Annotated in this window: 21 protein-coding genes; 11 read left to right on the forward strand and 10 right to left on the reverse strand. The window is 71.3% G+C overall.

Going from position 1 to position 17,973, the window contains the following annotated elements:
* Positions 1–129 precede the first annotated feature (129 nt).
* Complete coding sequence (gene fdhA / locus ACZ6SA_RS00500) at positions 130–1,353, reverse strand: formaldehyde dehydrogenase, glutathione-independent (protein ID WP_465825808.1); 1,224 nt, start codon at positions 1,351–1,353, stop codon at positions 130–132.
* Positions 1,354–1,589: 236 nt separating this feature from the next.
* Between fdhA and ACZ6SA_RS00505 the strand changes: the two genes are divergently transcribed.
* From ACZ6SA_RS00505 to ACZ6SA_RS00515, 3 genes are all read left to right on the forward strand, one after another.
* A complete protein-coding gene (locus ACZ6SA_RS00505) occupies positions 1,590–1,964 on the forward strand; it encodes a hypothetical protein (protein ID WP_465825809.1) in 375 nt (124 codons plus the stop codon).
* A 91-nt stretch (positions 1,965–2,055) separates the two neighbouring features.
* Positions 2,056–2,409 (forward strand): TraR/DksA family transcriptional regulator, encoded by a 354-nt coding sequence (locus ACZ6SA_RS00510; RefSeq protein ID WP_443150645.1) that lies wholly within the window; start codon positions 2,056–2,058, stop codon positions 2,407–2,409.
* Positions 2,402–2,743: a TraR/DksA family transcriptional regulator gene (locus ACZ6SA_RS00515; RefSeq protein ID WP_347642170.1), complete on the forward strand. Its 342-nt coding sequence runs from the start codon at positions 2,402–2,404 to the stop codon at positions 2,741–2,743. The genes ACZ6SA_RS00510 and ACZ6SA_RS00515 overlap by 8 nt, the downstream gene beginning before the upstream one ends.
* A 25-nt stretch (positions 2,744–2,768) precedes the next feature.
* On the opposite strand, the gene ACZ6SA_RS00520 is transcribed toward ACZ6SA_RS00515, so the two are convergent.
* The 4 genes from ACZ6SA_RS00520 to ACZ6SA_RS00535 form a co-directional block, all read right to left on the reverse strand.
* Positions 2,769–4,268: a hypothetical protein gene (locus ACZ6SA_RS00520; protein ID WP_465825812.1), complete on the reverse strand. Its 1,500-nt coding sequence runs from the start codon at positions 4,266–4,268 to the stop codon at positions 2,769–2,771.
* Between the two features lie 81 nt (positions 4,269–4,349).
* Complete coding sequence (locus tag ACZ6SA_RS00525; RefSeq protein WP_465825814.1) at positions 4,350–4,853, reverse strand: hypothetical protein; 504 nt, start codon at positions 4,851–4,853, stop codon at positions 4,350–4,352.
* Positions 4,854–4,916: 63 nt separating this feature from the next.
* Positions 4,917–5,522, reverse strand: coding sequence for a Dps family protein (locus tag ACZ6SA_RS00530; protein ID WP_347642167.1), 606 nt, complete (start codon positions 5,520–5,522; stop codon positions 4,917–4,919).
* 104 nt (positions 5,523–5,626) lie between these two features.
* A complete protein-coding gene (locus ACZ6SA_RS00535; protein WP_347642166.1) occupies positions 5,627–6,004 on the reverse strand; it encodes an STAS domain-containing protein in 378 nt (125 codons plus the stop codon).
* Positions 6,005–6,224: 220 nt separating this feature from the next.
* On the opposite strand from ACZ6SA_RS00535, the gene ACZ6SA_RS00540 reads away from it, so the two are divergent.
* Complete coding sequence (locus ACZ6SA_RS00540) at positions 6,225–6,926, forward strand: DUF4142 domain-containing protein (protein WP_465825815.1); 702 nt, start codon at positions 6,225–6,227, stop codon at positions 6,924–6,926.
* A 16-nt stretch (positions 6,927–6,942) separates the two neighbouring features.
* Here ACZ6SA_RS00540 and ACZ6SA_RS00545 read toward each other — a convergent pair whose 3' ends face one another.
* A complete protein-coding gene (locus ACZ6SA_RS00545) occupies positions 6,943–7,761 on the reverse strand; it encodes an IclR family transcriptional regulator (protein WP_347642164.1) in 819 nt (272 codons plus the stop codon).
* 124 nt (positions 7,762–7,885) lie between these two features.
* On the opposite strand from ACZ6SA_RS00545, the gene ACZ6SA_RS00550 reads away from it, so the two are divergent.
* From ACZ6SA_RS00550 to ACZ6SA_RS00565, 4 genes are read left to right on the forward strand one after another with little or no spacing between them, the layout of a single operon-like run.
* Positions 7,886–8,539: an ABC transporter permease gene (locus ACZ6SA_RS00550; protein WP_347642163.1), complete on the forward strand. Its 654-nt coding sequence runs from the start codon at positions 7,886–7,888 to the stop codon at positions 8,537–8,539.
* Positions 8,526–9,521: an ABC transporter ATP-binding protein gene (locus ACZ6SA_RS00555; protein ID WP_443150641.1), complete on the forward strand. Its 996-nt coding sequence runs from the start codon at positions 8,526–8,528 to the stop codon at positions 9,519–9,521. Before ACZ6SA_RS00550 ends, ACZ6SA_RS00555 begins: the two co-directional genes overlap by 14 nt.
* Entirely contained in the window at positions 9,511–10,278 is a 768-nt protein-coding gene (locus ACZ6SA_RS00560) for an ABC transporter permease (protein WP_347642162.1), read from the forward strand. The genes ACZ6SA_RS00555 and ACZ6SA_RS00560 overlap by 11 nt, the downstream gene beginning before the upstream one ends.
* A gap of 47 nt (positions 10,279–10,325) precedes the next feature.
* Positions 10,326–11,297, forward strand: coding sequence for a glycine betaine ABC transporter substrate-binding protein (locus ACZ6SA_RS00565; protein ID WP_347642161.1), 972 nt, complete (start codon positions 10,326–10,328; stop codon positions 11,295–11,297).
* Between the two features lie 128 nt (positions 11,298–11,425).
* Here ACZ6SA_RS00565 and ACZ6SA_RS00570 read toward each other — a convergent pair whose 3' ends face one another.
* Complete coding sequence (locus ACZ6SA_RS00570; protein ID WP_347642160.1) at positions 11,426–11,938, reverse strand: MarR family winged helix-turn-helix transcriptional regulator; 513 nt, start codon at positions 11,936–11,938, stop codon at positions 11,426–11,428.
* A gap of 281 nt (positions 11,939–12,219) precedes the next feature.
* Between ACZ6SA_RS00570 and ACZ6SA_RS00575 the strand changes: the two genes are divergently transcribed.
* Complete coding sequence (locus ACZ6SA_RS00575; RefSeq protein ID WP_347622585.1) at positions 12,220–12,549, forward strand: DUF3040 domain-containing protein; 330 nt, start codon at positions 12,220–12,222, stop codon at positions 12,547–12,549.
* Here ACZ6SA_RS00575 and ACZ6SA_RS00580 read toward each other — a convergent pair.
* A complete protein-coding gene (locus ACZ6SA_RS00580) occupies positions 12,530–13,561 on the reverse strand; it encodes a LacI family DNA-binding transcriptional regulator (RefSeq protein WP_465825818.1) in 1,032 nt (343 codons plus the stop codon). The two genes, ACZ6SA_RS00575 and ACZ6SA_RS00580, sit on opposite strands and share 20 nt — an antisense overlap.
* A 141-nt stretch (positions 13,562–13,702) precedes the next feature.
* Between ACZ6SA_RS00580 and ACZ6SA_RS00585 the strand changes: the two genes are divergently transcribed.
* On the forward strand, positions 13,703–14,908 hold the full coding sequence (locus ACZ6SA_RS00585) for a site-2 protease family protein (RefSeq protein WP_465825819.1): 1,206 nt from the start codon (positions 13,703–13,705) through the stop codon (positions 14,906–14,908).
* Positions 14,909–15,021: 113 nt separating this feature from the next.
* Positions 15,022–15,579, forward strand: a complete 558-nt coding sequence (locus ACZ6SA_RS00590) for a hypothetical protein (RefSeq protein WP_465825821.1) — start codon at positions 15,022–15,024, stop codon at positions 15,577–15,579.
* Here ACZ6SA_RS00590 and ACZ6SA_RS00595 read toward each other — a convergent pair.
* Positions 15,539–17,275, reverse strand: a complete 1,737-nt coding sequence (locus tag ACZ6SA_RS00595) for a hypothetical protein (protein ID WP_465825822.1) — start codon at positions 17,273–17,275, stop codon at positions 15,539–15,541. The genes ACZ6SA_RS00590 and ACZ6SA_RS00595 overlap by 41 nt on opposite strands.
* Complete coding sequence (locus ACZ6SA_RS00600; protein WP_465825823.1) at positions 17,272–17,973, reverse strand: hypothetical protein; 702 nt, start codon at positions 17,971–17,973, stop codon at positions 17,272–17,274. Before ACZ6SA_RS00600 ends, ACZ6SA_RS00595 begins: the two co-directional genes overlap by 4 nt.

Below are 17,973 nucleotides of genomic sequence, written 5' to 3' on the forward strand. Positions count from 1 at the left end.
TTGTTTCTTTGCGTGAAAAAAAAAAAAAAGGAAGAGATATGCGTCGAGCCCGTCAGGCACCTTACAACAAACCCCCCCCCCCCCCCCCCCCCCAGCCCCCCCCCCCCCCCCCCCCCCCCCGCGGCGGCCCTAGGCCGCCGTGGACACCATGTTGTGCGGGTCGAGCACGTACTTGCGCGCGGCACCCTCGTCGAACTCGTGGTAACCCTGCGGCGCCTGGTCGAGCGAGATGGGCGTGGCGTTGACCGCCTTCGCGATCTGCACCCGGTCGTGCAGGATCGCCATCATCAGCTCTCGGTTGTACCTCATGACCGGGCACTGGCCGGTGACGAAGCTGTGCGACTTGGCCCAGCCGAGACCGATCTTGATCGACAACGATCCGTGCTTGGCGGCCTCGTCGGCCGCACCAGGGTCTCCGGTCACGTACAGGCCGGGGATGCCCAGCGCACCGCCCGCCCGCGTGACGTCCATGAGCGTGTTGAGCACCGTGGCCGGATGCTCCTCCTCCGACTCGCGCCCATGGCCGCGGGCCTCGAAACCCACGGCGTCGACGGCGCAGTCGACCTCCGGCGCGCCGAGGATCTGCTCGATCTGGTCCTTGGGCTCGCCGGCGGACACGTCAATGGTCTCGCAGCCGAAGCTGCGCGCCTGGTCCAGGCGCTCCTTGTTCAGGTCGCCGACGAACACCACGGCGGCGCCGAGCAGGAACGCCGACGCGGCGGCGGCCAGCCCCACCGGGCCGGCGCCGGCGATGTAGACGGTCGATCCCGGACCCACGCCCGCGCTCACGCAACCGTGGAAACCCGTCGGGAAGATGTCCGCGAGCATGGCCAGGTCAAGGATCTTGGCCATGGCCTGGTCCTTGTCCGGGAACTTGAGCAGATTCCAGTCCGCGTAGGGAACCAGCGCGTACTCCGCCTGTCCTCCGACCCAGCCGCCCATGTCGACGTAGCCGTACGCCGATCCGGGACGGTCGGGGTTGACGTTCTCGCAGACGCCCGTCTTGCGCTCCTTGCAGTTGCGGCAGCGCCCGCAGGAGATGTTGAACGGCACGGACACGAGGTCGCCGGTCTTGATGAACTCGACGTCCGGCCCGGTCTCCACGACCTCGCCGGTGATCTCGTGGCCCAGCACGAGGCCCGGCGGAGCCGTGGTGCGGCCGCGGACCATGTGCTGGTCGCTGCCGCAGATGTTGGTCGCGACGGTCTTCAGGATCGCGGCGTGCGGCAGTTTGCGCCCCACGTTGGCCTGGTTCACCCCCGGACCGTCCTTGAGCTCGAACTCGGGGTAGTCGGTCTCGTGTACCTCGACCTTGCCTGGACCTTCGTAGACGACGGCTTTGTTGCCAGGCATGACGTTCCTTCCCTCGCGCAGTGGAGTGACGGTCTTCTCGGAGAGAGGGCATCACCTCCAGCCGCCGCGGCTGTGCCGCGATCTGCGGAATTCATACCTCAATGCCCGATTCTACCCGTCACGACGGGAGTCACCCAGGCGCCGGACAGGGCCGGCCTCGGCGGCACGGGCGGGCCGCCGGTTTCGCCGAGCCGGCACGCATGCCTTTTCCCACTGTCTGGGCTATGGTCGGCCTTATGACGGGACCGTGGAGAACACCACGCGGGCCCATCGCGTTCACCAGCGTGATGGGCCTGGTCCTGCTGTCCCTGTTGCTGGTCGGATCCACCTACAACTGGCACGGCGGCGGCCGTGCGTACCAACCCGGCCTCGGCGCCACGCAGACGTGGACACCGGAGGCATGGGACGCGCAACTGTCGAGCATGCCGCCGCAGACGGCGACCGGCGAGCGGCAGGTGCTGCCGTTGTGGCCGCCCCTGCGCGGTGAACGCCGCCACGAGGCCGGCCGGCTCGCGATGTCGCCCGCGCCCGGGCTCGACCCGGGCGGGATCCGCGATCCCCAGCAACTCGCGCACCGCACCGCCGGGTCGCGCAGCCCGCCGCTGATCTAGCGCTCCTGTTCTCCTGCCGCTCGCGCGGCGCCGGGCCCGGTCACGCATGCCCGGGCCCGCTCGCGAGCGCTCCTTCGGCCACCCCGGAGGTGTGCCGTTTCCCGCAAGCAAGGAGCCGAACATCGACATGGCCGACGTCAGATCAGTCCACACGCACCTGCAGCACTACGAGCGGCACCTGGCGCGGCTGGAAGAACTCCGTGAGCTGCTGCAGGACCAGCTCGCGGCCGCCCTGTCCCGCCCCCGGCCGGCGGATGCCACCCCTGGCGTCACGGCCGATCCGCGCACGTCCGAGATCGAGGCCGCGCTCGACCGCATGGACCGGGGCATCTACGGCACCTGCCGGTGCTGCGGGACTTTCATCGCCTACGAACAGCTCCTGCGGAGGCCGTACCGGAGCATCTGCGACCGGTGCGCGCTCCAGAGAGGACATCAGCATGACTGACACCAACGGAACGACCCACCTCAGCAGCGTGCAGGCCGAGACGCTGCGTCAGGAGCTCCAGGAGCAACTGTCCCGGCGCAGCAACCAGCTGACCGGTCTGCAGGCGGCGGCGCGCGAGGGCAGTGGTGCCGACGACACGTGGCAGGAACTGCTCGTCAACATCGCCGCCGCCGACCGTGCCATCGCCGAGCTCGGCCAGGCCCTGGAACGACTGTCCGAGGGCACCTACGGGCGCTGCTCGCACTGCGAGGCGGGCATCCCGTTCGAGCGGCTCAAGATCCGGCCGCTGGCCCGCTACTGCATCGGCTGCCAGCGTCGGCACGAAGCCGCCTGACGGCGCCGGGCCGGGAAGAGCGGAGTCAGCCCCGCTCTTCCCTGCGCGACCATCGGGGCGCCGGCCGGCCGTACGGTTCGGCGCGCGGGAAGTACGCGTGCCACGCGCCCGGCCGGGCCCCTGGCAGCCGCCCCTTCTCCCATTCCAGGAGGAACGGCGCGGGAACCGGCCGGCCCTTGTCGACGGCCACCACCCGCTTGCCCGCGTCCTGGGCGTCGCGCACGGCGGACGGCGTCTCGTCGCCGCGCGGCCAGTCCAGCACGGTGTGCCCGTCGCAGCCCAGCCGGTAGGCGATGATCACCGCGTGCTCGCCGTACACCAGGCACGGGCCGTGTACACCGGCGGCCCGCAGGGCGCCGGCCACCTCGACGTCGGCCTGCCGTTTGGTCACCCGGAGGGCCACGACCTTGTCGAGCGTGAGCCCCTGCATCGTGAACTGGGCGAGCAGACCGGCGGCGACGAGGCCGAACCCGGCCCGCCGCGACCTCTCCAGCGCCCGGACCGCACCGTACGCGATGGGCAGGGCCAGCAGCGCGTACGCGGGAAGCAGGAACCGGGGCGCCGCGTAACCGACGAGGAAGACGTACGGCACGGCCAGCGCCAGCCCGGTGGCGGCAGGCAGCGCGCACTCGGCCAGGAGGGCCGAGCGCCGCGCCGCGTACAGGCCGAGCAGGACGAGGACCGGGATCGTGCTCCACCACACCAGCCAGGGCAGTACGACGGGCCCGCAGTGGGCGGGCGGCCGGCACAGCAGCGGCCCGTTGAGTGCCCGGGCGTGCTCGTACAGGGAGACGTGCAGGCCCGTCTCGTTCGCCGCGCCTGCGGCCTGCCAGCGTGCGGCGAGCCCGCCGAAGCGCACGTACGCCTCCACGATCCAGTCGGCCCAGCCCGCGGCCAGGCCCGTTCCGAGCGCGATCACGGCCTTGACCCGCCGCCGGCCCGGTGTGATCAGCAGCGCCACAGCCAGCGGAAGGGCGAGCCAGACGCTGTCCGGCGGGCGCAGCAGCCCCACCGCGGCCACACTCGCCGCCAGCCCCAGCAGCGGGCCGAGCCCGCCATCCTGGCGCAGGCAGCGCACGCACCACCCGGTCGCCGCGACCGCCGAGAACGCCACCCACAGGTTCGGCATGGCCTCGTTGCCGTAGAACAGCGACGACCACAAGGACGCGAACAGCAGGGCCGCCATCGGCACGACCGGTCCTGGGCGCACCCGCAGCCAGGTGCCGAACGACACGGCCAGCGCCAGCGCCGACAGCACGCACAGGTAGATTCGCAACGCCTCCGTCGACGACGTGACCAGCACGAGGGGGGCGACGATCAGGGTGATGCCGCGGGCGCGCGGCGCGATGAACTCAGCCGCGGGCACACGCGGGTCGACCTGGCTGACGTAGACGACCTCGTCCCAGCCCAGTCCCATTCCCGGGCCGACCAGGAGCAGTTGGGCGATCCCGTAGGAGGCGGCCACCAGAACGAGCAGCACGCGCCACGGGTCGGCGCGCAGCCGTGAACGCAACGATGAACTCACCGGCATGTTCTTAGCGCGCGACGCGGGCGCGGGACGGCCGTAACGGCAGGACTTTTCCGAACGTATGCCCGCCGGTGACGCTCATCCTCGATGGGCGCGCATGTCGAGATGGAGATGCGAGCGGTGCAACCGCCGCGTCCGCAGCAGCCGCCTGATGTCCCCGGCGGACTGGTGGCTGAGCTGCCAGTGGAAATAGTTCACGTACTCGGCCACCGCCAGCAGGTAGAACAGGAACCCCGGCGCCGACCCGAACCCCGGCGCCTCGCGCGCCACGGACACCGCGAGGATGACGAGCCCGGCGATCAGGCCGGCCTCGCACAACCGGCGCAACCACCCGAAGGCGCCGATGAACGGCGGCTCCGGCAGCCGCGCGCGCAGTTGCCGGACCTTGATCGCCCAGTAGCCGCCGCCGATCAGCAGGTGCACGGCCACCAGGACGAACCCCGTCACGTTGACCGCGTTCAGCGGCGCGGGCAGGAGCACGAACGCCACCACGCCGAAGATCACGATGTTCATCGGCTCGAGCACCGCCAGGTTGCGCAAGCGGCGGACGAGCATGGTGCGGGGGATGCTCCTGGACGTCACCCTTGAGAGGATGCCTCACGCCGCCACGCGGCGCATCACTGGCCGGTCGCCCCAACGGCCGCTCTAGCGGTCACGGGCCGCCTCGACCAGCGGCGTGTCCACGAGGTGCTCGATGAGGAACCACGTCTGCAGCTCTCCCGTGCGGATGACGTCGGAGACGAGCAGGTCGTTGGTGCCGTCGTCGCCCATCTCGGCGGCGCGGGCGGCCGCGTCGTGCGCCGCCACCAGGATCGCCTCGTGCGCCTCGATCAGCCGCGACAACATCGCGGGCACCTCCTCCGCGCCGTCCGGCGGGCGCGGGATGACGGTGATCTCGGAGACGTGCCGCGGATCGCCGACGGCCACGCCGCCGAGGGTCTGCACCCGCTCGGCGAGCGCGTCGACGAGCTCGAGCTGCTCCGCGGCATGCTTGTCGAGCAGCAGGTGGAGCTGGTAGAAGGTCGGGCCGCGCATCAGCCAGTGGTGCTTCTTGTACAGGCTGTAGAGGATCTGGGTGTCCGCGAGCACCTGGTTGAGGCGCTGGCAGGAGTACATCCGCGCTTCGTACGTGAGCCCGAGCGGGAACATGCGGACCGTGCCGAACTCCTGGATCTCCACGCCGTCCTGGTGAATCCACGGCTGGCTGGACCCTTTCCGGCGAGACTTGGCGGTGCGTTTGATGGTGGCCACGGTCCGATCCTTCCTGTACGGGTCACGTCGGACCGAACATTCCCCTGGACCAGGGCGTACGAGCACCACGTTCGCCCATCAATCGGAAAAGACCCGTGCGCCCGCTACAGCAGGTCGCCGGCGCCGGAGCGGGTGAGCTCGGCGAACGCGTCGTCGACGGAGTCCACCTGGTCCAGGGCGCCCAGCTCGAGGCGCTGCGCCCCGCCGCCACCCGCGACGATCATGCGTCCGCCCGACGCCCGTGCGTGCCGGTCGGCCGAGCGCAGCGTCTCGCGCCCCGAGTCGTCGGTCTCGGTGAGGCCCTCGACGTTCACGATGAACAGCGGCGGTATCCGGGCGACCAGCACCTTGACGAGGTATTGCTGGAGGACGAGCGATGCCACCCCGGCGAGACGGCCCTTCAGGTGCAGGAGCGCGATGCGGCCGTGGCGGTCGAACCCGATGTCGAAGTCAGGATGAGCCCCGTAGGCGCCTGGTTCCATCGGGTTCATGGCATCCGTCCAGGTGGGGGGAGCGTGTTGTGCGAGCCCACCCTAGCAGTCCGTTGCTTCGCGCAACGGACTGTCGCCGCATTCCGGCCCAACGCCTCGCGCCTTTTCGGCCCGCCACCTGAACGCTTCTCGCGGACGCCGCGTATCCCGTAGTGACCCGGCGCAGCCCATGCAGGGGCCGAGCCCTGAAACCCGGAGGGGATGACGGCACATGCGACTCCGACGCAGCCGTCCGGTTATCGTCGTCTGCGGCCTGGCCGCGATGGTCCCGCTCGGCGCGTGCGCCCCGTCGTTCCCCGCGCAGAGCGCCGGCCTGCCGGATGTCGCCGCCGTGCAGACCACCGCCCCGCTGCCGACGGACACGGCGTTCCCCGAGGAGACGCGGGACGCCGCGGAGACCCCCAAGGCGGATCAGGAGGGCGATTCGGGCACGTGGCTCACCAAGTGGGGGCCGCTGTCGGAGACGGACCGCTCGCTGATCAAGAAGGTCCGGCTCGCCACCCTGTGGGAGATGGTCATCGCCCAGGAGGCGGTCCAGAAGGCGAGCACGGCCAAGGTCCGCAAGATCAGCTCCGAGATCGCGTCGCAGCACCACGAGCTCGACGAGGCGGCGCGCGACCTCGCGACCAAGCTGAACGTGGAGCTGCCCGTCAGGCCCACCGACGACCAGCAGAGCTGGATGTCCGACATTTCCGGGCGCACGGGGATCGACTACGACACCACGTACGTGAAATGGCTGCGCCTGGCCCATGGCCAGATCTTCGGCCTCATCGGCACGGTCCGCGGCAGCACGCAGAACACCCTGGTCAGGACGTTCTCCGAGCAGTGCAACGCGGCCGTGCTCAACCACCAGCGCCTGCTCGAGAGCACCGGACTCACCACGCCGGAGAGCTTCCCGACCCCGAGCGACTGACGCCGGGCAGCCCCTGTCACAGCGACCCCTCCCTGGGCGACATGACCGGGCGGCCGTCCGGCACCAGGCCCAGCGAGATGGACAGCTGGCGCGCGGCCTCACCGACGGCGGCGCCGATCTCGTGCAGCCGGGCCGCCGTGTGCGTCCGGGTCACCGACACGCTGAGCGCCGCCGTGATCAGCCCCCGGTGATCGCGTACGGGCGCCGACACCCCGGCCTTGCTGTCCTCCAGCTCGACGTCCGTCACGGCGTAGCCACACGACCGTACGTGGGCCAGGTCGGCCAGCCACTCCTCCGTGCCGCTGACCGCCGAGTCGAGCCCGGAGGGCAGGGTGGTGGCGCGCAGCAGCTCGCGTATCCGCTGGTCGTCCCAGTCGGCGACCAGGGAGCGGCCCGCGGCGGCCATGAGCAGCGGCACGGAGATGCCCTCCCAGACCCGGTGGTAGACCCGCGACGACGGCACCGACATCAGCGTCAGCACCAGGTTGCCGCGCAACACGCACAGGTAGGCGTCCTCGTCGAAGGCGGTGGCCAGGCCCCGCAGGTAGGGGGCGGCGACCTGGACCAGCCTGGCGTGCTGGGTGCGTGCGGCCAGCGCGAACAGCCGCCACCCGAGGCGGTAGCGCCGGGTGATCGGGTCGCGTTCGACCATGCCTTCGAGTTCGAGCGCGCGCAGCGCTCTGGACACCTGGCTCTTCTCCCGGCCCAGCCGCTGCGCGATCCAGCTGACACCGAACCCGTCGGCATCGCGGCCATCCCCGTGACCTGCGAGAAGTTCGAGGATCTCCATGTCCCGGCGTAGACCTGCCGAGGGCACCATCGGCTTGTCCGTCATCCCTATCCGTTCATAACAGAACCATTGCACTACTGTTGCGCTAGTTGCACCTAGTTTTGCGCTCACCGCAACTAATCGCATACGTTTGCGAACCCATGCAAGCGTAAAGGAAGCCGGTACCCCCATGAATTTCAGCGAGTACGTGGTCTCACGCTGGGACACCCTCTCGCTGGCTGCAGCCGAGCACGCCCTCGTCGTGGGGATCGCCATAGCGATCGCCACCGTGGCCGGCGTCGGGATCGGGCTCCTCGCCTATGACGCCCCGAAAGTGCGGAGCACCTCGGTGGCGATCTCCGCCGGGATCCTGACGGTCCCGTCGCTCGCGCTGCTCACCCTCCTCATCCCCATCGTCGGACTGGGCTGGGGATCCACGCTGGTCTCGCTGACCGCCTACGCGTTCCTGCCGATCATCCGCAACACCGTCACCGGGATGCGCGGCCTCGACGCGGCCACCGTCGAGGCGGGCCGCGGGATGGGCCTGAGCCGCACCCGGCTGCTGCTGCGGGTCCAGCTTCCGCTGGCCTGGCCGCTGATCCTGACCGGCGTGCGCATCTCGACGCAGATGCTGATCGGGATCGCCGCCATCGCCGCCGTCGTCGACGGCCCTGGCCTGGGCACGCAGATCTTCGAGGGCCTGTCCAGGCTCGGCTCGGTGAACTCGCTCAACGCCACCCTCGCGGGAACGCTGGGCATCGTGGTCATCGCCATCCTGTTCGACCTGTTCTTCTTCGCCGTTCGCTACATCACCACCCCGAGGGGGCTTCGTGTTCGACCGTGACACCGAAGGCGTGCGCATCGAGCTGCGCTCGCTGACCAAGCACTATCCGGGCCAGCCCGCCCCAGCGGTCGACAACGTCACCCTCGACATCCCGGCCGGCGAGCTGGTCGTCTTCGTCGGCCCCTCGGGCTGCGGCAAGACGACCACCATGAAGATGATCAACCGCCTGGTCGAGCCGACGTCCGGCGAGATCCGCATCGGCGGGCAGGACGTGCTGAGCCTCGACCCCGACCAGCTGCGCCGCCACATCGGGTACGCCATCCAGCAGGTGGGCCTGTTCCCCCACCAGACCATCGCGCAGAACATCGGGCTGGTCCCCAACCTGCTCGGCTGGACGGCCGACCGGATCTCCGCCCGCGTCGACGAGCTGCTGTCGCTGGTGAACCTGGAGCCGTCGGCCTTCCGCGACCGCTACCCCCGCCAGCTCTCCGGAGGCCAGCAGCAGCGCGTGGGCGTGGCCAGGGCGCTGGCCGCCGACCCGCCCGTGATGCTCATGGACGAGCCGTTCGGCGCCACCGACCCCATCACGCGCGAGCACCTGCAGAACGAGTTCGTCAAACTGCAGAAGCAGCTGCGCAAGACGATCATCTTCGTCACGCACGACTTCGAGGAGGCCATCAAGCTGGGCGACCGCATCGCCGTGCTGCGCGAGGGCTCGCACATCGCGCAGTACGACACGCCCGCCGCCATCCTCGCCGACCCCGCCGACGACTACGTCGCGAGCTTCATCGGGCAGGACGCCACGCTCAAGCGGCTCGCGCTGATGCGCGTGTCGGACGTGCCCGCCACGGGCTCGCCGGCCGGCCCGGGCCTGCCGCGGGTGTCCGCCGACGCCAGCCTCCGCGAGGCGCTGGACACCATGATCGCCCATGGGGCCGACAGCTGCGCCACACCGGCCGGGGTGCTCACCTACTCCGCCCTGTGCGAGGCCGTGGGCACCCGGTCCGGCGCGCAGGAAGACGTGGTGTCCAGTGACCGCTGAGACCCTGGCCGTCGGGCGGTCCCGGAAGCTCGGCCGTACGTTCGGCGCGCGCCACCTGTTCACGCCCGTCGCCCTCTGCGCCGTCCTGGTCGCCCTGTACGCCTGGGTCAGCACGCTCGAACTCGACTCGATCGAGCAGCGCAGCCTCAACCAGGCGGTGATCCTGGCCAAAGCCGTCGAGCACATCCAGATGACGGTGGCCGCCACCACGCTCGTGGTGATCATCGCGATCCCGCTGGGCATCGCCGCCTCGCGGTCCAGGAACCGGCTGATCACCCCGATCATCCTCACCGTGGGCAACCTGGGCCAGGCGGTCCCGTCCATCGGCCTGCTCGTCCTGGCCACGTTCCTCATGGGCGTCGGCTTCCAGACCGCGCTGGTCGGCCTCGTCGCCTACGCCGTGCTGCCCGTCCTGCGCAACACCATGGTCGGGGTCCAGCAGGTCGACCCGGCGCTCATCGAGGCCGCCCGCGGCATGGGCATGACCAGGGGCCAGATCCTGCGCCGGGTCGAGCTCAAGCTGGCCGTGCCCGCCATCCTGGCCGGCCTGCGCACCGCGCTGGTGCTGACCGTGGGCGTCGCCACGCTCGGCGCCTTCGTCGCCGCCGGCGGCTTCGGCGAGCTGATCGTCAACGGCCTCAAGCTCAACCGCATGCCCGTGACCATCGTCGGAGGCGTGCTCACCGCGTGCATCGCCTTCTTCATCGACTGGCTCGGCGGGCTCGCCGAGGACCTGCTCAAGCCACGCGGCATGTGACCACGCTTTCGGTAATCACCCGATCACATAGCAAGAAGGTGCTTCGAATGTTCTCCCGCCCGCTTCGACGGACGTTCACCCTGCTCGCAGCCGCCGCACTCTCGATCACGACCCTGAGCGCCTGCGGTTCCTCCGACGCCGTCGAGGCCGGCAGCGCGGGCGACGAGCTCAAGGGGACCAAGTACATCGTCGGTTCCAAGGACTTCACCGAGAACATCGTCCTCGGCAAGATCGCCGTGCACCTGCTCAAGGCGCATGGGGCCGAGATCGTCGACAAGACCAACCTCGGCGGTACGGTCCCCAACCGCAAGGCCCTGGAGTCCAAAGAGATCGACATGTACTGGGACTACTCCGGCACGGGCTGGATCGAGTTCCTGAAGAACACCAAGCCGATCCAGGACTCCGCCGAGCAGTTCAAGGCCACCGCGGAGGCCGACCTCCAGAAGAACAAGATCCACTGGATCGGCCCCACCCCGCTGAACAACACCTACGCCCTGGCCATCCGCTCCGAGAAGGCCAAGGAGCTGGGCGTCAAGACGGTCTCCGACGTGGCCGAGCTGGCCAAGACCAACCCCAAGGAAGTCACGATCTGCATCGAGACGGAGTTCTCGACCCGTGACGACGGGCTGCCCGGCCTGAGCAAGGCGTACGACATGACCATCCCCAAGGACAACATCTCCCTGCTCGACACCGGCGTCGTCTACACCGAGACCGACAAGGGCGAGACCTGCAACTTCGGCGAGGTGTTCACCACCGACGGCCGCATCGCCGCTCTCGACCTCACCGTGCTGGAGGACGACAAGAAGTTCTTCCCGATCTACAACGCGGCCATGACCCTGCGGGAGGAGACCTACCAGAAGAACCCGGCGATCGAGAAGGTGCTCCAGCCCGTGATCGCCAAGCTGGACGACGCGACCATGCAGCAGCTCAACGCGCAGGTCGACGTCGAGGGCATGGAGCCGGGCAAGGTCGCCGCCGACTGGCTGGACAAGCAGGGTTTCCTCGGCAGCGCGGCCTGACCCCCCTGATCGCGCGGTCCGTCACCTGGGGTCCATCAGGTGACGGACCGCCGGACCTGGTGGCTCGCGTCCCCGGCGCTCGCCCAGGTTGCGGGCCCGTCGGGCCGGGGGGCACGTGGCGTGCCCGCTCAGGCGTCGGGCCAGCCGAGCGGGTGGCTGCCGGCTCCCAGGGCCGGCGCCGCCGGCTCGCCGCCCGCCTCGTTGAAGGCCGTCATCGCCGAGACCAGCGCCTGGCGCTCCGCCGGCGACATGCGCGAGACGATCGCCGCGATCTCGTCCCGGCGGCGGGCTGTCACCTGGCCCACGATGCGTCTGCCCTCATCGGTCAGGCGCATCAGGCTCTCCCGCCGGTTCATCGGATTGACCTCGCGGACCACCAGTCCCGCGGCGGCGAGCCGGTCGGCCATCCGCATGGCGGTGGAGGAATTGACGTCGAGCAGCTCCGCCATGGTGACGAGTTTGGTCTCGCCGTGTCCCGAGAGCACCACGAGCATCCGGAACTGCGGCAACGTCACCCGGTCGGCGACGGCGCCGAGCGAGCGCGCCGCGATCGCGACCAGCAGCCGCGAGCCCGCCAGCACCGCCGAGATGACAGCGGCCTGATCCTCACCGTTCATCTGGGCGGATTGACGCTCTGGCATAGAACTGTTCTACACGGTCGGGGCCGTGGATCCGCAGGGCGACCCGGCTGCCGATTCCGTGGATCCGCAGGTCGCCTGATCGCGGGCCGGCCTCGACGACCACGGGGAACCCCCGCGCCACGCGCGCGGGGACGGATCCCGGAACTCCGCCCGCGGTGACAGCGGAGTCACTAATGTTGCATACTGCAAGAATGTGGAGAGCCACGTTGGGAGTCCCTCAGGTGCATGTGCCCCCTCTCCAGACCGGCCGCCGTTCCCGTCATGTGGAGACGGCCTGAGACATGGCGATGTCCAGAGACGAGCGGCGAGCGCTCGCGGAGATCGAGGAGCGGCTGGCGCACGAGGATCCCGTGCTCGACAAGCTGCTGGCGGGGCCGCGCGGCAAGGGCGTCGAGCCCGATCCGCCCCGCGGGCTCGACGCCCTGAGCACTCCGGCGGTCGTGTTGTGGGCGCTGGCCGCGGCCACCAGCGTCGTCCTGGTGCTCGCGGTGGCCATCCTGCTGTCCTACCAGGACTGGTCGGGCACGCTGCGGCCGTCTCCGACCGCGATCCCCTTCAACGGCCCCTTCCCCGGCCCCGGCGCCACCGAGCTCAACGACCAGATGAGCTGACGCCGCTCCAGGGAGCGGCGGTGGAGGCGCGTTCGACCAGGTCGGGCTGGTAGACGACCTGGCGATGTTCGTGACCGGCCGGCTGGTTGGCCTCCTCCAGCAGCATCAGCGCGGCGGTGTGGCCGAGTTGCTCGCGCGGCTGCCGGATCGACGACAGCGGCACGGCAGCCGCGGCGGCGAAGTCGATGTCGTCATAGCCGAGGATCGCCACGTCGGCCGGCACCCGCAGGCCCCGCTGGGTCATCTCCTGCAACGCCCCGATCGCGACCAGGTCGTTGGCGCAGAAGAGCGCGGTGGGGCGTTCGTCGGGAGGGAGCCCGGCGATCTCCGCGCCGGCCGTGCGCCCGGTGACCACCGTGAGGTCGGGCAGCGGGATGACGGTCAGCGCGTCGGCCGGGCCCAGCACGCTCGCCAGACCGTGGTGCCGCTCGCGCACCTGGCGGACGGTGAACGGCCCGCCGGCGAAGGCGATGCGGTGATGCCCCCGCTCGCGCAGGTGCAGCCCGGCCAGGCGCCCGCCGAGCACGTCGTCCACGGCGACGGCACAGCCGTGGCTGTGCGGGGCGGAGCTGTCGAAGCGCACCACCGGGATGCCGCGGGAGAGGAGCCGGCTCAACCGCTCCTCCTCGCCGCTGTCGTTGACCGGCGTGATCAGCACGCCCAGCGGTCGCTGCTCCTCGAACGTCTGCAGCAGCCCCGCCTCGCGGGCGGCGTCCTTGTTGCTGTTGAAGACCATGACGTTGACGTCGAGCGGCTGTGCCGCGGTCTCCACGCCCCTGAGCACGTCGATGAAGAACGGGTTGGCCAGATCGAGGGCGACGACGCCGAGGGTCCGGCTGCGACCGGCCCGTAACTGCCGGGCGGAGCCGTTGCGGACGTAGCCGAGCCTGGCGATCGCCGCCTGCACCCGCAGCCGCGTCTCGGGGGCCACCATCTCGGGCCGGTTGAGCACGTTGCTCACGGTGCCGACGGAGACCCCGGCGAGCCGGGCGACCTCTTTGATGCTCGACATCGTTCCTCGTGTCCGGTGGTCACCGCTGATCCTACCGCTTCTTCGCACGGTTGTTCCTGGACGCTGCGCCGACCCGCGTCACTGCGTGGACGTGCCTTTTGTGGGTACGTGGAGCGGACACTCGTACCGTGGGGAGGGCGGATGCGCTCATCCATCAGTCTCGGCCGGATCGGGGGGATACCGGTCGGGCTCAACGCCAGCGTGCTGGTCATCGTGGTGATCCTGCTCGTCGGGCTCGCCTTCGGCCGGTTCCCCGCGGTCTTCCCCGGCTACTCTCCCGTGGTGTACCTGCTGGCCGGGCTGGCCACGGCCCTGTTGTTCCTGGCCTCGCTGCTGGCCCACGAGCTCTCCCACGCGCTCATGGCCAAGCGCCATGGCATCGACGTGGCGCACATCACGTTGTGGCTGCTCGGAGGGGTGGCGGAGCTGCGCGGCGAGCCGCGCTCGCCGGGCGCCGACCTGAAGATCGCGGCGGTGGGCCCGCTCACCAGCCTCGTGTGCGGCGTGATCTTCGGGGCCATCGCGCTCCTCGCCGCCGCCGCCGACGGGGTGCCGCTGCTGGCCGGGATGTTCGTCTACCTCGCCGCGGTCAACGTGATCCTGGCCGTGTTCAACCTGATCCCGGCCGCGCCGCTGGACGGAGGGCGCGTGCTGCGCGCCGCCCTGTGGTCGCGGTGGGGCGACCGCACCAGGGCGGCGGTGACCGCCGCCCGCGCCGGCCGGGCCTTCGGCTACGTCCTCATCGTTCTGGGCTTCCTGCAGATCGTCACCGGCAGCGGGTTCCAGGGGCTGTGGCTGGCCCTGATCGGCCTGTTCCTCGTCAACGCCGCCAGCGCCGAGGAGCAGCAGGCGCAGCTCGGCTCCGCGCTGCACGGCGTCAGGGTCGGGGACGTCATGTCGGACCGGCTGGTCGTCGCCCACCCGGACGAGACCGTGGCCGAGCTCGTCGACCGGGTCGTCATGCGCGAGCGGCTGTCGACGTATCCGCTGGTGGAGCACGACATGCGCTTCCTCGGGCTGGTCACGCTCAACCGCGTCCGGCAGGTGCCGCCGGACGCGCGGCCGGTGACGCGGCTGCGCGACATCGCCTGCCCTCCCGGCCAGGTGCCCGCCGCCCGGCCGGACGAGGCGCTGACCGACCTGCTGACCAGGATGGGCGGGTGCGCCGACGGCCGCGCCGTGGTGCTCGACCCGGACGGGCGGCTGATCGGGCTGCTCACGCCCAGCGACATCAGCCGCGTGATCCAGACCGCCGGGCTGCACGCCGGCGACCCGTACCACGCCCCCCGGGGCGCCGACCTGACGACGCGTCATCCGGACCGGCCCCTCGACCGCTCCGGCCGCTGACCCGCCGCCGCGCAGGATAGGGCAGCCGGGTGCGCGTTCCCGCACGGGGAAACGCGCACCCGCCGGGCTTACGGTTGCCTCGCAACGCACGCCGAGAGGACGGGGAGAGTAACGTGCGAGCGAGGACTGCGGCCGTCGCGGCCGCACTTTCACTGACAGGGACCCTGGTCGCGGCGAGCCCCGCGGCGGGGTCGGCGTCGTCCACCTTCTCCTTCAGGCCCGCGGTCACCACCCATGAGGCTGGCACCGACAAGTGCCCGGGCACCGACCAGTGGTTCAGGGACTCCGCCGAAGGCAAGGGGATCGCCTGGACGTGGACCAACGGCAGGCATGTCTGCGTCCAGGTCGCCTACATGGTCAGGTACACCTGGACGACGTGCGACTTCTTCTTCTACGTCCCGCCGAAGCTCGCGACGGCGGTCGTACGGTTCCACATCCGTGGGGACGGTGACTTCCGCCCGGCACGCAGTGTCGTGCGAGGGCCGGGCATCCCGGTGAATGAGGAACCGGTCAGTGGCTGGGTGCGGATCGGAAGCGGGACCCGGGTCAGGTCGATCCACTTCACCGACGCCAACAGGCAGGACTACCGGGCGGCGCGCATCGGCTGGGGCATGGAGGCCGACAACGGGATCAAGCAGGTGTGCGGCCCTGAGCACCGCCGCCCGCTCTAGCGGACGCGGCGCCGGACAGGCGGAGCCGGCCGCGGATGTCGCCGAGGCGCTCGGCGGCGTGCGCGGCCAGCACCGGGTCGATGGTGCCCCGGTGCCGGCGCAGGCGTTCCTCCGCGGCCCGTACGTCACGTTCGACCAGCTCGAACACCTCGGCCCGCCCTCGCGCGTGGCCCTCGCGCTCGGCGGCCCGTCGGCGGCGGGCGATGAGGGCGTCCAGGTCGGCGGAGTCCTGGCGCAACATCGTCCGCACGCCCGTCGCCCCCACGGCGAAGATGGCCGGCCACACCAGGATCACGAGGTCCCGCGGCTGCGGCGGCGCGGGCAGCAGCGCCGTCCCGGCCGCGACGATGGCCGCGGACGCGGCGACGGCCGCCCACCGGTGCTCGCGGCGCAGGTCCGGCCAGGAGAAGACGACGAGCGGGATGACGAAGTCCAGGAAGTAGAGGAACGGCGCGCGGATCAGGCCGCCGCTGGCCACGTTGCTCATCAGCAGCGTGCTGGTGATCGCGTCCACGGCGCCGAAGAGCAGGGCGGCCGCGACGACGCCGGGCCGCGCCGCCGCTTTCCCCGCGCGTACGGCGAGGTGCGCGCGCCAGGCCAGCAGGAGCCCGGCGCAGGCGAGGGCGACGCCCGCGGGCCACGGCACCGCCTCGAACGACGGAAGGCAATGGGCGAGCGAGCCCAGCGTGCTCAGCCCGATGATGAGCGGGCCCAGATCGTACGGCCCGGCCACGCGTCCCGGGTCGGCCGCCAGCCGCACCGGCCGGCCGTCGACGACGAGCCGGCGCTCCTGCCCCAGCGGGCCCGTGCCACGCGCCGACACGGTGACCCGGCCGCGCGGCCGCAACTCCGTCAGCACGTGACCGAGCAGCTCGACCTGGCTGGGGACGAGCAGCAGCGTGCCGTCTCCCTCCCTGACCCTGAACTCGACGTCGTGGGTGAGGTCGGGATCGGCGCTGTTGTGCAGGACCTGCCAGTTGCGCAGGGCCGTGTCCAGGAACTCGGCGTGGTCGCCGATGCTCTCCGCCAGCCGCTGCCGCCAGGCCGCCAGCGGGGAGCGCGGCACGGGTCCCGTTCCCGCCAGCAGCGGCCATACGCGGGTGGCGGCGTCCACCACGGTGTCCCGTCCGAACGCGACGCTGCCCTGCCCGGCCAGCCGAGCCCGGCTCGCGGTCGCCTCCCGCTCGGCGTCCGCCTCCCGCAGCCGCTGGGCGAGCTGCCGGTCCAGGTAGCGGCTGATGACCACCCCGCCGAGCACGCCCGCGGCCGGCCAGAGGAACGGCGCGACGGCGGGCTGCGAACCCGCCACCACCAGGGCGACGCCGGCCGACCCGCCCACGAGCAGGGTGACGAGGACCCCTCGCCGCCAGTTGCGCAGCGCGGTCTCGAAGGCCAGCGGGCAGGCAGGCAGCGCGGCCGGGTCCAGCGGCCCGCCCACCAGCACGCACCATCCGGCGACGTCGGCGCAGTCAAGCGGCAGGCGTAACCCGAGCGGCAGGCGGCGCCGCCGCAGCAGCGCGGCCAGCGCCAGGTCGTACAGGATGAAGGCCGTCGCGAGGGCGGCGGCCTGCTCCGGCGGGAGCCGCCCCGTCGCGGCCACCGTGGCGGCCGCCATGACCCGGCTGGCGACCCGGATGTTGACGAAGAACCTCGTGGCCGCCACCCCGATGGCCGCCGGGGCGGCCATCGGTCTCACGGCCGCCGCTTGATCCGGGTGGCCCATGTCAGGAACCGCTCGATCTGCCGTAAGGAGGGCAGGTCCTGCTCGCGGTCGGGCGGCAGCCCGTCGGCGTTGACCGTGGCGATCCTGGCCACCCGGCCGAACTCCGCGCGGACCCGCTCCCATGCTCTCCCCCGCGGGTTGGCCCGCTCGGCCAGCCGCCCGGGCAGGTCCTCGGCCAGCGCGTACGCCACGGCCGCGTTCACGCGGGTCAGGCGGGAGATCCCCAGCCGCTCCTCGTCCCTGGTGCGCCCCTCCTGCCGTGGCGGGCCGGCCCCGGGCACCCGGCCGGGACGCAGCACGGCCGCCAGCATGGCCGGCGGGTCCAGCACGTCACGGCGGTCGTAGAGGAAGTCGGCCCCCGCCTCGCGCATCCGGCGGCGCACCGCCTCGTCGTAGGCGTGGCCGGTCACCACCACCACGCGCGGCCGGCCCCGCCCGCACCGCCGGCGGATCTCCTCGACCACGGCCACGCCGGGGAACTGGTCGTCGGCGCGCCGGTCGTCGGCGGCGTCGACGAGGGCTACGTCGACCTCCCGCCACCCGTCGCCGAACGCGAGGGCGCCGGGGTGGTCGAGCGCTGTCACGGCGCCGATCTCCGCGCGGTCGCGGAGGAAGGTGGTGACGCCGAGCCGGACGTAATAATCGTCGTCGACGACCGCCACCCGATGCAT

The sequence above is a fragment of the Nonomuraea sp. NPDC049378 genome, assembly GCF_055586745.1.

What these genes read in the sequence shown, in the direction of transcription:
- fdhA (WP_465825808.1), bottom strand. Translation starts at nt 1,353, where the DNA reads ATGCCTGGCAACAAAGCCGTCGTCTACGAAGGTCCAGGCAAGGTCGAG.
- ACZ6SA_RS00505 (WP_465825809.1), top strand. Translation starts at nt 1,590, where the DNA reads ATGACGGGACCGTGGAGAACACCACGCGGGCCCATCGCGTTCACCAGC.
- ACZ6SA_RS00515 (WP_347642170.1), top strand. Translation starts at nt 2,402, where the DNA reads ATGACTGACACCAACGGAACGACCCACCTCAGCAGCGTGCAGGCCGAG.
- ACZ6SA_RS00535 (WP_347642166.1), bottom strand. Translation starts at nt 6,004, where the DNA reads ATGGAACCAGGCGCCTACGGGGCTCATCCTGACTTCGACATCGGGTTC.
- ACZ6SA_RS00540 (WP_465825815.1), top strand. Translation starts at nt 6,225, where the DNA reads ATGCGACTCCGACGCAGCCGTCCGGTTATCGTCGTCTGCGGCCTGGCC.
- ACZ6SA_RS00545 (WP_347642164.1), bottom strand. Translation starts at nt 7,761, where the DNA reads ATGACGGACAAGCCGATGGTGCCCTCGGCAGGTCTACGCCGGGACATG.
- ACZ6SA_RS00550 (WP_347642163.1), top strand. Translation starts at nt 7,886, where the DNA reads ATGAATTTCAGCGAGTACGTGGTCTCACGCTGGGACACCCTCTCGCTG.
- ACZ6SA_RS00565 (WP_347642161.1), top strand. Translation starts at nt 10,326, where the DNA reads ATGTTCTCCCGCCCGCTTCGACGGACGTTCACCCTGCTCGCAGCCGCC.
- ACZ6SA_RS00570 (WP_347642160.1), bottom strand. Translation starts at nt 11,938, where the DNA reads ATGCCAGAGCGTCAATCCGCCCAGATGAACGGTGAGGATCAGGCCGCT.
- ACZ6SA_RS00575 (WP_347622585.1), top strand. Translation starts at nt 12,220, where the DNA reads ATGGCGATGTCCAGAGACGAGCGGCGAGCGCTCGCGGAGATCGAGGAG.
- ACZ6SA_RS00580 (WP_465825818.1), bottom strand. Translation starts at nt 13,561, where the DNA reads ATGTCGAGCATCAAAGAGGTCGCCCGGCTCGCCGGGGTCTCCGTCGGC.
- ACZ6SA_RS00585 (WP_465825819.1), top strand. Translation starts at nt 13,703, where the DNA reads ATGCGCTCATCCATCAGTCTCGGCCGGATCGGGGGGATACCGGTCGGG.
- ACZ6SA_RS00600 (WP_465825823.1), bottom strand. Translation starts at nt 17,973, where the DNA reads ATGCATCGGGTGGCGGTCGTCGACGACGATTATTACGTCCGGCTCGGC.